At 59.2% G+C, this 12,799-nt stretch carries 11 protein-coding genes; 7 read left to right on the forward strand and 4 right to left on the reverse strand.

What is annotated here, in order from left to right; all coding sequences use genetic code 11:
• Positions 1-135 precede the first annotated feature (135 nt).
• Positions 136-1,665, forward strand: a complete 1,530-nt coding sequence (locus HMPREF2920_RS08250; RefSeq protein ID WP_070601556.1) for an HNH endonuclease signature motif containing protein — start codon at positions 136-138, stop codon at positions 1,663-1,665.
• Positions 1,666-1,733: 68 nt separating this feature from the next.
• Positions 1,734-2,750: a 3-isopropylmalate dehydrogenase gene (locus HMPREF2920_RS08255; RefSeq protein ID WP_101687711.1), complete on the forward strand. Its 1,017-nt coding sequence runs from the start codon at positions 1,734-1,736 to the stop codon at positions 2,748-2,750.
• 29 nt (positions 2,751-2,779) lie between these two features.
• Here HMPREF2920_RS08255 and HMPREF2920_RS08260 read toward each other — a convergent pair whose 3' ends face one another.
• Entirely contained in the window at positions 2,780-3,433 is a 654-nt protein-coding gene (locus HMPREF2920_RS08260; protein WP_070601555.1) for a mycothiol transferase, read from the reverse strand.
• Positions 3,434-3,494: 61 nt separating this feature from the next.
• Here HMPREF2920_RS08260 and HMPREF2920_RS08265 point away from each other — a divergent pair, with 61 nt between their 5' ends.
• From HMPREF2920_RS08265 to HMPREF2920_RS08275, 3 genes are all read left to right on the forward strand, one after another.
• On the forward strand, positions 3,495-5,369 hold the full coding sequence (locus HMPREF2920_RS08265; protein WP_049172113.1) for a DUF294 nucleotidyltransferase-like domain-containing protein: 1,875 nt from the start codon (positions 3,495-3,497) through the stop codon (positions 5,367-5,369).
• A gap of 40 nt (positions 5,370-5,409) precedes the next feature.
• Positions 5,410-5,964, forward strand: coding sequence for a 3'-5' exonuclease (locus HMPREF2920_RS08270; protein ID WP_246821108.1), 555 nt, complete (start codon positions 5,410-5,412; stop codon positions 5,962-5,964).
• A gap of 65 nt (positions 5,965-6,029) precedes the next feature.
• Positions 6,030-6,818 carry a fumarylacetoacetate hydrolase family protein gene (locus HMPREF2920_RS08275; RefSeq protein ID WP_048735367.1) on the forward strand — a complete coding sequence of 263 codons (789 nt, stop codon included), beginning with the start codon at positions 6,030-6,032 and terminating at the stop codon, positions 6,816-6,818.
• 12 nt (positions 6,819-6,830) lie between these two features.
• Here the strand turns inward: HMPREF2920_RS08275 and HMPREF2920_RS08280 are convergent, their stop codons facing one another.
• Both HMPREF2920_RS08280 and HMPREF2920_RS08285 read right to left on the reverse strand, forming a co-directional pair.
• Entirely contained in the window at positions 6,831-8,063 is a 1,233-nt protein-coding gene (locus tag HMPREF2920_RS08280; RefSeq protein WP_070601554.1) for an isochorismate synthase, read from the reverse strand.
• A 56-nt stretch (positions 8,064-8,119) separates the two neighbouring features.
• On the reverse strand, positions 8,120-8,842 hold the full coding sequence (locus HMPREF2920_RS08285) for an SDR family oxidoreductase (protein ID WP_070601553.1): 723 nt from the start codon (positions 8,840-8,842) through the stop codon (positions 8,120-8,122).
• Between HMPREF2920_RS08285 and HMPREF2920_RS08290 the strand changes: the two genes are divergently transcribed.
• On the forward strand, positions 8,841-9,554 hold the full coding sequence (locus tag HMPREF2920_RS08290; RefSeq protein ID WP_246815975.1) for a TIM barrel protein: 714 nt from the start codon (positions 8,841-8,843) through the stop codon (positions 9,552-9,554). The genes HMPREF2920_RS08285 and HMPREF2920_RS08290 overlap by 2 nt on opposite strands.
• Before the next feature lie 57 nt (positions 9,555-9,611).
• Entirely contained in the window at positions 9,612-11,099 is a 1,488-nt protein-coding gene (gene gltX, locus HMPREF2920_RS08295) for a glutamate--tRNA ligase (protein WP_070546718.1), read from the forward strand.
• On the opposite strand, the gene HMPREF2920_RS08300 is transcribed toward gltX, so the two are convergent.
• Positions 11,083-12,495 carry a hypothetical protein gene (locus HMPREF2920_RS08300; protein ID WP_246816311.1) on the reverse strand — a complete coding sequence of 471 codons (1,413 nt, stop codon included), beginning with the start codon at positions 12,493-12,495 and terminating at the stop codon, positions 11,083-11,085. The two genes, gltX and HMPREF2920_RS08300, sit on opposite strands and share 17 nt — an antisense overlap.
• Between the last annotated feature and the right edge of the window lie 304 nt (positions 12,496-12,799).

Raw genomic sequence — 12,799 nt, forward strand, 5'->3', positions numbered from 1 at the left:
AGTTCGAAATAGTGTTCGAATAATGTGGAGATTTTTGGGGTGCGCAGCGGTTTGAATCCGGGGTGGGGGATATGGTGTGGGCGAATTGATAAAGAACTGTTCGTTAGGGGACCTCGTTAGGGAGGGGACAGTGCAATGTCAGAGTTGGAATCGTGTGGGGAATTTCGGTTCAGCCATGAGGTGAGGGCTCATTCGCTCGCTGAAGTGATGCGCGAGATTAATCGTCTGCAGATGGTTATCGCTCAGCGGGTCGCACCACCAGATGATGGCGATGTCGAAGCTCATTTGGCTTATTGGTCGGTGGTGCTTGGAATCCCACGCGCCGAAGTGAACAAATATATGGAAATTGGCTACATGCTTGGACGTATGCCGCAACTAGCGGAAATGTGTCAGGAGCGCGGGCATTTGTCGATGAGGCATTTAGCAATGCTTGGTAAACATACCCGACCTGTAGCCGATGACAAGGTTGACGCAGTGGAGTCGGGTCTCGTGGACGTCGTTAAGCCTAGGCGCGACGGGGAGGCACTCCGTGGCGTGCGTGCGATGGCAACGCGGGTGCAGCGAGTGATTGGTGAGTGTGCTCCGGAAGTGCGGCCACGTGATGTGGATGTCGCTGGGTTGCAGGCTGATAGGGTCCTGGCCCGGAATGTGGAGGCGACCGTAGATGCTGCAATTGATGCGGCGGCATACCAGGTCGAGGCGGATGGAGAGTCGGCGGATAATCCCGTGGAGTCGGAGGAGGTACGGGAGGTTCAAGCTGCGGCTCTCGACTACTTCGGCGATCGTATGACGGCTAAGGAGTTTATCGCAGTTGATGAACATGGTGACGCTGGAGTTACGACACTGACTACTGTCCTCGAGCGGCATCATGCAGTGGAAGCCCTTGCAATTATCGACGCAGTGGCTAAGAAGATGAAAGTGAGTCGCGCGGCAGCTTTCATGCATGCGTTACGCGGTACTTGTGAGGTGGAGGTGAATCTGGAACTCTTCCGAGTGCTCTCTCCCGGGGAGGATGGCGAACCGGAAAACACTCCAGTGTGGCTCGCTGGCGCAGGTTGGCTTTCTTCGCTGGTGGCCGAGTCTTGGCTGAAGCGGGTATCGACATTGCGGGTGCTGGGGGATAGTGCGGTTGAGGGGTATCGGCCCTCCGAGTCTCAGCGTGCATTCGTGCGTGCCCGTGACGGTGTGTGTAGTTTTCCTGGATGCGATGTCCCCGCGGAAAAGTGCGATATCGACCATATTGTGGAATTTGATCACAGCCTTTCCGGTGGTGAGCGGCAAAAGGAAGGGGTCACGCACACAGATAATCTCCATTGTCTCTGTCGAAGGCACCACAACCTCAAAACTGCCGGTATGTGGCGAGTTGTTCGAGGTGATGATGGGATCGAAGCTTGGACGTTCCTCTCTTGTGATGAAGGGCCGTTTGCGCAGTCGGAAAAAGAGCACACTGGGCATGGTCGTTACACCTTTGCCTCGCAGACTGAAAAGAAGACCGCTGCGCTGGCTGAGCACAATGAGAAACGTCGCAAATTGCATGACAATCTCCGCGGCCTAGTGGATAAGGTGCGGCGGGATATGGAAAAGGAGAGAGCAGTAGGCGGGGTGGATTGTGAAAACGATGGAGATGGTAAAAATCGCGCAGACAGTGACGGGGGTGAGCGCTAGGTTCTGCTACACTCATTTGTGTCCATATAGTGAGAAGGGTATCTCAAAAAATGACTGAGGCAGGAAAGCTGAAGATCGCCGTCATCCCGGGTGATGGCATCGGCACGGAAGTTACGGCAGAGGCACTGAAGGTGCTCAAGGCTGCTATCGGCGAGTTCGACACCACCGAGTACGACCTCGGCTCGCGTCGCTACTTGCGCAATGGCGAACTGCTTACCGACGCCGATCTCGACTCCCTGCGTGAGCACGACGCTATTCTGCTCGGTGCTATCGGTGACCCGGCGAACGTTCCTCCGGGTGTTCTCGAGCGCGGCCTGTTGCTGAAGATGCGCTTCGCGCTGGATCACCACGTCAACCTGCGTCCTTCCAAGCTCTTCCCGGGTGTCGAGTCACCGCTGAAGAACCCGGGCGAAATTGATTTCGTGGTCGTCCGCGAGGGAACCGAAGGTGCTTACACCGGTAACGGCGGTGCGATTCGCGTCGGCACGCCACACGAGGTTGCCAACGAGACCTCCGTCAATACCCGCTTCGGTGCTGAGCGCGTTGTTCGCTACGCCTTCGAGCTGGCTATGACCCGTCGTAAGAAGCTGACCCTTGTCCACAAGACCAATGTGTTGGTGCACGGTGGCGGTATGTGGCAGCGCACGGTCGATGAGGTCGCTAAGGAATACCCAGAGGTAGATGTCGATTACTCGCACATCGACGCTGCGACAATCTACCTCGTCACTAATCCTTCGCGTTTCGACGTCATCGTCACCGACAACCTCTTCGGCGACATCATTACTGATGAGGCTGGTGCAGTGTCGGGCGGTATCGGCCTGGCGGCGTCCGGCAACATTGACGCCTCTAATACCAACCCGTCCATGTTTGAGCCCGTTCACGGCTCCGCTCCCGACATTGCTGGCAAGGGGATCGCCGACCCGACCGCAGCCATTCTGTCGGGTGCCATGATGCTGCGCCACCTGGGTCGTGAGGAAGACGCTCAGCGCATCGAGGCTGCTGTGGAAGCTGACATGGCTACTCGCGGTAGTGGCCCGATCAAGACCGCTGAGGTTGGCGACCGCATTGCTGCTGCTTTGAAGTAGCGCAGTAAAAAATAGGGGGGGGGAGAGGGCTAGGCAATCACAGTTTTGCCATCGACGGTAGTGATGTGAGTCTTACCGTCGGCGGTGTGCTCGATGAAGTCCGACGCATGTCCGACCTGGCGAAGTACATCGATGATGGTGTCAAGGGGGTATGGGGATGAGCTTCCTGTGCCGTTATCGGAATCATCCCCTCCCAGTCCTGCCACTAGCGCATCCCTCGTAATCTCCGCATGTCCCAGGTGCTGAGCCGCCTCGTGGAAGACATGCACAATCACGCCTTCGATGCTGCCGCACCACCAACGGTCCTTATCGGTAGGAATAACAGCAGGAGCACCAGCGCGGTCCACGCCTTGCAACTCCACCAGCGCGGATTCAATGGCCGCGCGGTCACGGTGGTAAATCTCCAGCCCTTCCGAAACACTGCAATGAGCAGAAAACTCCCCATCGCGATCACGGACATAATCACGCCCAAGGCAGACGCGCTCGAGCCAGTACCTCGCGGATCCGGTCACATGTCGTAACAGCACGGCCAGGGAGTTAATGGCTGGGATGGGGAGGGTTGCGTTGAAGGTGTCGTCGTCAAGCGTCGCGACGAGTGCCGCGAGCTTGTCCATCCTGCCGAGGATGTGGGCGTCGAGCGGCCATTCGGGATTTATTGAAGCGCTGTGTGTGGAATTGGTCATAAGGTCGAGTATTCCCGCAAATCAGTCCTATTGGGAGCAAAAATAGGGGATAATTGACCCCATGACCGTCGAGCTTGCGGAAATCGCAGACTTCCTCAGCCATACTCGCCCCTTTTCGGACCTCAACGATGAAGAGCGCGCGACTATCCCACCGCTTTTGACCATGCGCTATGCCCGTCGTGGAACGGAGATTATCCGGGCGGGTGCGGATAACAACAGCTGTTTCATTATTCGCTCCGGCATGGTGGATCTCTTTGACCCAGCTGGCACGCTGTTGGACAGGCGCGATGTGGGAGATCATTTCGGCTATTCGACGCTGCTGAGCAGTGACCCTTCGCTATACACGATGACGGCAGTGGAGGACTGCGTATTCCTAGTGATCTCCAAGGAGGTTTTTGACCAGCTCAATGAGCAGTTCGTAGAGGTCCGGCGCTATTACGGCGGTGAGAACGCGCGCATTCGCGCAGTGGCATCGAAGCTGCGGAGTACTGCGGCATCGGAGTCATTGCGCACACGGGTTGCGGATCTGATGGAAACATCGCTGGTGACCTGCAGTGCTGATGCGACAGTACAAGAGGCGGCGCAGATTATGACGGAGCGGAATGTCTCCAGTTTGCTCGTAATGGAGTCTGCAGGCGCCAACCAGAGCCCGCTCGTCGGCATCATCACTGACCGTGACCTCCGTCGTCGAGTGCTGGCAGAGGCGAAGCCCGCGGCGACGCTTGTAAGCGAAGTGATGACCGGGAACCCGGAAACCATCAGTCCCGACCTGCTGGTTTTTGAGGCCATGCTGCTGATGGCTGAGCGCGGTTACCATCATCTGCCGGTGCACGACGGGACGAGAGTGGTCGGCATGATTGTCATTGGTGACCTGCTGCGCAGTCTGCACACCGATCCCGTGTACGCGACGGCGACGCTGGCGCGGAAGAGCGATATCTCGGAGATTGCGGAGATTGCTCAGAACGCGCGGCGGATTGTCGGCCGGTTTATTGACCGAGGTGATTCGGGGGAGGAGGTCGCCAAGCTGCTGACTGCCGTGGCCGATGCTGTCACCCGACGCCTGGTTGCGCTGGCGGAGGAAAAGCTTGGGCCGCCACCAGTCAGCTACGCCTTTGCGGTACTGGGTTCGCATGGGCGCGGGGAGATGGGGCTCGCGTCCGATCAGGACAATGCGCTTGTTCTCGCCGACGACTACGACGCCGACGCTCATGCTGACTATTTCGCCGCGCTTAGCGACGAGATTTGCACCAACCTCGACCGAGTCGGTTATCCGCTCTGTCCAGGGGACATGATGGCCAGCAATCCTGCGTGGAGGATGACCAAGTCGCAGTGGCTGCGCACGTTCCACGGGTGGATTACGGCACCGGAGGCAGAGGCCCTGTTACATGCACAGACCTTCTTCGACATGCGTGGGGTAGCGGGCGACGTGCAACTGGTAGAGAGCCTTCGTGCGGCCTACCTGCCGCTGGCTCAGGGGTCGCAGCGCCTGCATGCGCACTTGGCCAAGCTCGCGGCCTGGCGGGAGCCGCCGCTCGGCTTCTTCCGGGGCCTAGTGCTGGAAAAGGGCGGCGATCACGCAGAGACCCTGGACATCAAAAAGGGGGGAACTGCTGCTGTGGTGCAGATGGCGCGTCTATTTACTGTGGCGGCCGGCCTGCCACAGCTGTCGACGCGTGAACGCTTGGCGGCGAGTGCGGGTGCCGGAAGCGTGAGCCGTCAGGGTGCGCAGGATCTGGCGGATGCGTTCGAGTTCCTGTGCACGGTGCAGCTTCATCACCAGCAGGCCCAGTTCAACGCTGGCGAGCAGCCGAATAACCACATCTACCCGAAGCGTCTCTCCAGCCTGGAACGCGAGCACCTGCGCGATGCGTTTGGTGTTATCCGCAAGTTGCAGCAGAGCCTCGGGGCGAAGTATCCCATCCGGGCGATGTCGTGAGCGCGCAATGTTGAAGTTTTTCAAACCCCGCAAGAAACTCTTGGACGCACCTATCCGCGACAATGCTTGGCTCGCGGTCGATGTGGAAACCACCGGTCTGGATCCCTCCAAAGATCAGTTGCTTTCCATCGGTTGGGTTGCCGTCGAAGGCCGCGACATCGTGCTGGAAGAGTCGGGTCACCTTCTCATTCGCCCAGAGCGCGAGGAGGTGAGCGTCGGCGAGTCGGCGACGGTGCATGGGCTTACCGACGACATGGTCGCAACCGGGGTAGAGGCAGAGGTGGCCGTCGGCAAGCTGTTAGAAGCTCTACGGGGACGGAAGCTGCTGGCGCACTACGCGCGGATGGAAGTTGGTTTCCTGGATCCGTTGTGCCGGAAGTACTTTGATGCGCGCTTTGATGTGCCGGTGGCGGACACGATGACACGCGAGTACGACGCAATTCTGCGAGCCAACCGCGAGCCGGTCCGTGATGAGCTGCGGTTGTGGTCACTGTGCGACAAGTACGGCATTCCCCGTTTTAAGGCCCATCATGCGTTCAACGATGCGCTGGCTTGTGCGTTGGTGTGGCTTGCGCAGGAATCGCGCGGAGTTTAAATCGTACATGTTTGAGAGTGGGGGTCATTGCATAGTTATTGCAATGTGACGTGTACCCTATTTTTATGCGTATTGCTCGAATCGCCCACCCAGAGGGCATGTGCTTCGCGCTCGTCGAGGGCGAAGGCAATGAAGTTACTTTGCACGAGATCGAAGGGCACCCTTTCGGTCAGCTGAATAAGACTGGTCGTTCCTGGCCGCTTGCCGACGTACGTCTGCTTGCCCCGATGCTGCCGTCGAAGGTCATCGCTATTGGTCGTAACTACGCTGACCACGTCGCCGAGGTGTTCAAGAAGTCGGCAGAATCGCTGCCGCCGACGATGTTCATTAAGCCGCCGACGGCCGTTATTGGTCCGGAAGCGCCGATTCGCATTCCGGATTTCGCCACTAACGTCGAGTTTGAGGGCGAGCTGGCACTGGTTATTGGTAAGCCGTGCAAGAACGTCAAGAAGGAAAACGCTCACGATGTGATCTTCGGATACACCATCGTCAATGATGTTTCTTCCCGTGACCTGCAGTTCGCCGACGGTCAGTGGGCGCGCGCAAAGGGCATCGATACCTTCTGCCCGCTGGGCCCGTGGATCCAGACGGAGCTGGACTACAACGAGCTTCCAATCAAGGCGCACCTGACTCACGAGGGTGTTACCGAGACTAAGCAGGACTCCAACTCCAACCAGATGATTATGTCCATCCCGGAGGTCATCGAGTTCATCACCGCCTCGATTACGCTGCTGCCGGGTGACGTCATCTGCACCGGCTCCCCGGCCGGTACCGCTGCGATGTTCCCGGGCGACCGCATCGAAATCGAGATTCCGGGTATTGGCAAGCTGGCCAACCCGGTGGAGCGGGCTTAAGCCGCTAGGGGCTTAAGCGCCCTTAACTCCAAAAGCGCGGAGCACAGTGCCCATTTTGGCGCTGGTTTCCGTGACTTCTTCTTCTGGGGCGGAGTGCGACACAATGCCGCCTCCGGCCCATAGTCGTGCCACGGACCCCTCAGTGTCGATTTCGGCACAGCGAATGGAGACCACGAACTCACCATCGCCATTCTCATCGCACCAGCCGACAGCGCCGGAGTAGAAGCCGCGGTCAGTCTCTACGGCCTGAATGACGCCGAAGGCGGATTCCGTCGGCGTGCCACAAATGGCTGGTGTTGGGTGCACCACCAGTGCCAAATCCAGCGCGGACAGCGACGGATCCTTCAATCGACCGCGGATATGCGTGGCCAAGTGCCACATCTCGGCAGTGCTCATCAGCTCGGGGCTGTCCGGAACATCCAGCGAACTGCACAGTGGCGCCAAGTTGTCGGCGATGTCGTCGACGACGAAGGCATGCTCGTCCAGGTTCTTGCGCGAGTCCGCTAAACGACGAGCGGACGCTCGGTCCACCTCTTCATTCCGGGACCTCGGCAGCGACCCGGCCAAGGGAAATGCCTCAACGATGTCGCCCGTACGGCGGACCAGCATCTCCGGGGAGGAACCGATGAGCAACTTGCCCTCATAATCGGAACCGGCGGGGGAGAGATCCACGACAAAGCCATCGCGGTTGGGGGATCCGTCGATAAGCCGCGATGCGAGTAGGAGCGGGTCAATCGGGGGATCGATTTCGAGTTCCACAGCGCGCGCGAGCACGACCTTTTCCAGCGCCGAGTACTCGATGGTGCGGATGGCTGCGGCGATGCGCTCAGCGTGCTCGTCGAGCGGGGGATCGTAAGCGACGATGTTGGCGTGGGGCTTCGGTGCGTTCCAACGGTAGTGCGCGGGTGGCTCCAGCGGCTGCGAGGAGCGGATGACTTCCCGGGGAACGGTCAGGGCGGCGGGCTTGTCCAAGTCGAAGGGCAATGCGCCGACCACCATCTTGTGAATGCCCGAGTGCAGTCCCTCGGCCGCGAGCCAGGGGTCGGAAAGCTGCTCTTCAATACCTTGCGTGCGGATGGAGCCGTGTGCCCGGGAGAGCAAAAAGTCCGGAGCGGTGGTCGGGCGGGACGTATCCCAGCGCGTCGAACGCTTCGGAGTCGCTGCAGGGTCGTTCGACGGGTGAGAATTCTCCGGCTTCTCTTCTTCGTTTCCGCCGCCCAGAGAGGGGTGGTTTTCCATGGACATAGCCCTAACCCGCCTCCTCAATCTAAACCCAGTTGTGCTCCAGTTTAAGGGGCAGGCTAACCCCTGCCCAAAAAGGGCATACCCGCAGCGGTAATCGTCAGCTGATCAATGACTGCACTCGCCGGCAGATTCGCGGCGTAGAGGAAGGTCTCCGCAGCCTGCTTGGCATCGAACATTGGCTCGCTGCCTGTGAACGTCCCCAACAGGTCAGTCTGCGCATTGCCAATGTCAATGCGCGTTGCCGTAATGCCATACTCGCGTCCGTCCAGGGCAAGCACATGGGTCATTCCGGCAAGCGCGCTTTTCGACGTCGCGTACGCCGCCGTATGGGCTCTCGGCACCTGCGCCGCGATAGAGCAGTTGACCAGGATTCGGCCGCCCGCTTGCTCTGTCTTCCCCTCGCACCCCGCCTTCATCCGCGAAAAAGCCTCGCGTGCACACAGGTACGAGCCGACCACATTCGTATCGATGACCGCCCGGAAGTCTTCAATGCCGGTCTCTCCGAACTCCGCGGGCGTGCCGGGCAGCCCCGCATTGAGCACTGCAACATCGATGGTTCCCGTAGCCACCTGCGCGTTCTCAAACATCGCACGGACCTGTTCGGGGTCGGTGATGTCACACCTGGAGTAGGTGATGTTGTCCGCTTCGGCGGCAACAGTCTCGAGCGCGTCGATACGCCTGCCGCAGATATGCACGTGCCAGCCATCGGCGGCGAAAGCCAGAGCAATTTCGCGACCAATGCCCGCGCCGCCACCAGTTACTACTACCGTTTTGGTCATGAGCACCATTATTAACTGTTCTACGGTCTACGCACACATGTCCCCGCACGATGCTGTCAACGCCGCGCGTGACGACGGCTACGCGGCCGTGGAATTCTGGTGGCCATTTGACCTCGCAGTGCCCGCACCCGATGAGGTTTCCGCCTTTTGTGACCTCTTTGACGACAGCCTTGGTCTTTATGCCATGAACCTGTGGGGAGGGGACATGACAGCGGGGCAGCGAGGAGTGCTCGATACAGACGGGCTGCCCACGGGGCACCTGGAAGCAGTGAGCCAGATCGCGCGAGCCACGGGGCTGAAATGCTCTAACGTGCTGCTGGGGCGGTCTGGGGAACTGGCGGACCTGCAAGTGCACCGACTGACTGAGATCACTGCCCAGCTGGAGCTCAGCGGTGTCCGCGCGTTGATTGAGCCGCTGTCCGGGATGGACGATTACCCCATTACCGATCCTTGGCAGGCCGAGGAGTTAGCGCAACAGACTGGTGCTGGCGTGCTCGCCGACTTCTACCACTTTGCGGCCAATGGCGTGGACGTGGATGCCTGGCTCACCGATGTGGAGGCCGGAAGAGTGAGCCTGCCGGCGCACGTCCAGATTGCCGATTTCCCAGGCCGCGGCGTGCCGGGCACCGGTGAGGCGCCACTGCGCAGCTGGGTTGAGCGGCTGCGCGCCGCTGGATACGCCGGTGAAGTGACTGGGGAATGGACTCTGTAACCCTATGTAAAACCCTATGCATGCCTGCAGGTGGGAGGGCGGGTATCGTGGGAAAGCATGTCAGATGTTCGCGTACGCTTTTGCCCGTCGCCAACCGGTACCCCGCACGTTGGCCTCATCCGCACCGCCCTGTTCAACTGGGCATATGCCCGTCACACTGGTGGCAAGCTGGTCTTCCGCATCGAAGATACCGATGCCGCTCGCGACTCCGAAGAGTCCTATCAGGCAATCATCGAGGCCCTGAATTGGCTCGGTATTGACTGGGACGAGGGCATCGATGTCGGTGGTCCGCACGGCCCGTACCGCCAGTCGCAGCGCAAGGACATCTACGCCGATGTGTTGCAGCGCCTCATTGACGCCGGTGAAGCGTACGAGGCCTTTTCCACCGCTGAAGAGGTTGAGGAGCGCCACAAGGCCGCCGGCCGTGACCCGAAGCTGGGCTACGACAACTACGACCGCAACCTGACCGAGGAGCAGAAGGAAGCCTTCCGTGCAGAGGGTCGCAAGCCGGTGATCCGCCTGCGCATGCCGGACGAGGACATTGTCTTCGAGGACCTCGTTCGCGGTCGCATTGAGTTCAAGGCCGGCCTGGTTCCGGACTTTGTCATCGCCCGCTCCAACGGTGAACCGCTCTACACCCTGGTTAACCCGGTCGATGACGCTCTGATGGAGATTACTCACGTCCTGCGTGGTGAGGATTTGCTGCCATCGACCCCGCGCCAGATTGCTCTCTACGAGTCGCTGAAGCGTATCGGTGTCGCCAAGTTCACCCCGGAGTTCGGTCACCTGCCGTTCGTTATGGGCGAGGGCAATAAGAAGCTGTCCAAGCGCGACCCACAGTCCAACCTCTTCATCCACCGCGATAACGGTTTCATCCGCGAGGGTCTGCTGAACTACCTGGCTCTGCTGGGTTGGTCTATGGACGGCGATCAGGACATCTTCACCATGGACGAGATGGTTAAGGCCTTCGATATCCACGATGTGCTGTCCAACCCGGCCCGCTTCGACCAGAAGAAGGCCGACGCTATCAACGCCGACCACATCCGCATGCTCGATCCGAAGGACTTCGAACAGCGTCTGCGCACGTATTTGGAAAGCCACTTTGACTTCCCGTCCGACTACCCGGCGGATAAGTTCGCTTTCCTGGCAACGCTGCTGCAGACTCGTGTGAAGACGCTTTCCGACGCCTGGGACCTCTCGAAGTTCCTGGTTGTGGAAGAGGACGAGTTCACCTTCGATGAGCGCTCGGCACGCCGTAACTTCAAGGAAGACGCTGTTGCTGTCCTGGAGGCCACCATTGCAGCTGTGGAGCCGCTCAGCGAAGAGGACTTCATCACCGAGAAGCTCGAAGCTGCACTTCAGAAGGCCCTCATCGAGGACCTGGAGCTGAAGCCACGCAAGGCCTTCGGCCCGGTGCGCGTGGCTGTAACTGGTGCTCAGGTATCGCCGCCGCTGTTCGAGTCCATGGAGCTGCTTGGCCGCAGCCGCAGCCTGAGCCGACTGCGCAAGGCTCTCGAGGTCACTCCTTTTACTGCTGCTCAGTAAAGAGTGCGAGCTGGGCTGAGCGAAGCAGGTTCGTGTAAGAGCCCGCTTCCTTGCCCACCTTCTGCGGGTCGCGGTTCAGCATGTTCATGGAGGTTTCGCGGTAGTCCTTGACCAGCGACCCCATGTGGTTATTGAAGAACTCGTGCCAGTCGGTTCCCCAGTAGACCGTGCCGTCTTCGTTTTGCTTGAGCAGTGCGGCAAAGGCGTACACGAGTGGGTAGATGAACCCGTCCGGAATCGCGTAGCCGATGGGCTGGCGGTAGAACTTCGAGTACTTCTGTGGAGTTTTGCCAGTCCGCGGATTCTTCTTGTTGGCCTTGTCAACAGCATCAATGCCGCCGAATTTGCCGCCACTCTTGTTGTAGAGATCGGGTAGCTCCGCGTTGATGCGCTCGAAAATATCGATGAAGTCACGCGTGAGGTTCAAGGCACTGCGGACCTTCTCGTTGTAGAGAACGACCTCTTCGGTGCGCTCATTGATGCTTTCAGTGCTGGGCTTAGTGACCTCCGGTGAGCTCATGACATCCTCGAAGCGGTCAAGCAGCTTGGCCTTGCCGGAGTAGAGGCTGGTGGGGGTCGGTGCTTCAATCTGCTTCCCGTCGGCATCCTTCGGCAGGTCAATACAAGACAGCGGAATCCACGCCATAGCGATGACATCGCCCACCTTTAGTCGACCAGTATCGTTGGTGCGCCACTGCACGTTGTCGCTAATTCCCTGAGGCAGGGCATGCTTCAGATCGTCAAAGTAGCCGGCGCGATTGAGCTTTGCTTCCGCCTTGAGCTCCGCATTGTTGTTGCGGGCGGCACAGATATCGAGCAGTGCATCGGAGAAGTCCTGCACAGTGTCCTCGTCCCGAGCGCCGGGCACGAGTACCTCTACCGGAACACGGGCATCGAGCTCGGTGAGGCTTTCGTCGGCAAGCAATTCCTCAATTTCTTCCGTACGCTCCGACCAGACCTCCTTCATTTCGGACCACGTCTTGATTTTGCGGCTAGGTGGTGGAGTGAGCTTGCCCAGAACGAACAGTGCGATAGCCAGCGAGTTGTGACCGCCGTCGAGGATGCCTTCGATGCGACGGTTGCTGAAGGTGAAGCGGTAGAGATTGTCTTCACTGGTGAACTGAGTGGAGGCCAGGAGCACACCCTTGGATTTGTAGGCGAAGAGCTCCGGTGTGGTGTCGATGGTTTCCATGATGGCATCGGTGATGCGGCCGGTGCGGGACACGCGTGGGTTGGCGTCGAGGTTAAGGGCCGAGATGATTTTCGCGAACTGACGGATAGTGACAGTGCCGATGACACGACCGATGGTGCCGTTCATTTGCTCCGTGATGTCGGAGAACTCCAGCTCGAGCGTGACGGGGGCGGCTGCTGTTGTCGTTGTTGTGAGGGAAGTCATGATGATTGCCTTTCAGGTCTGTTTTTGATGTTCGGCGGCTGTTTGCTGGCCGCTTCACCACGAAGTGTCTCCTGAAGGGCGGATCGGCTTTGAGCTGCGATCGAATGGGCTTTCGATCCGGGACTGCGTTAGTTAGATGCACTGCATTGGTTATGCGCACTGCTGAGGTGGGCTGTGGGGAACTCGCGAATTTAAACGAGCCTTTGACCAGGTGATTTGCTCTTGTTAGCGCGAATTGGCTATATTATTCCTCGTTGCGTTCAGCAGCGATGGCCTATGGTGTAATTGGCAACACTACGGTTTC

This window comes from Corynebacterium sp. HMSC075F02 (genome assembly GCF_001838335.1).
Taxonomy (GTDB): domain Bacteria; phylum Actinomycetota; class Actinomycetes; order Mycobacteriales; family Mycobacteriaceae; genus Corynebacterium; species Corynebacterium jeikeium_D.

Bases quoted from the DNA above. Each gene is read 5' to 3' on its own strand.
- HMPREF2920_RS08300 (WP_246816311.1), bottom strand. From the start codon at position 12,495: ATGACTTCCCTCACAACAACGACAACAGCAGCCGCCCCCGTCACGCTC.
- HMPREF2920_RS08275 (WP_048735367.1), top strand. From the start codon at position 6,030: ATGCGTATTGCTCGAATCGCCCACCCAGAGGGCATGTGCTTCGCGCTC.
- HMPREF2920_RS08285 (WP_070601553.1), bottom strand. From the start codon at position 8,842: ATGACCAAAACGGTAGTAGTAACTGGTGGCGGCGCGGGCATTGGTCGC.
- HMPREF2920_RS08260 (WP_070601555.1), bottom strand. From the start codon at position 3,433: ATGACCAATTCCACACACAGCGCTTCAATAAATCCCGAATGGCCGCTC.
- gltX (WP_070546718.1), top strand. From the start codon at position 9,612: ATGTCAGATGTTCGCGTACGCTTTTGCCCGTCGCCAACCGGTACCCCG.
- HMPREF2920_RS08265 (WP_049172113.1), top strand. From the start codon at position 3,495: ATGACCGTCGAGCTTGCGGAAATCGCAGACTTCCTCAGCCATACTCGC.
- HMPREF2920_RS08280 (WP_070601554.1), bottom strand. From the start codon at position 8,063: ATGTCCATGGAAAACCACCCCTCTCTGGGCGGCGGAAACGAAGAAGAG.
- HMPREF2920_RS08290 (WP_246815975.1), top strand. From the start codon at position 8,841: ATGAGCACCATTATTAACTGTTCTACGGTCTACGCACACATGTCCCCG.
- HMPREF2920_RS08250 (WP_070601556.1), top strand. From the start codon at position 136: ATGTCAGAGTTGGAATCGTGTGGGGAATTTCGGTTCAGCCATGAGGTG.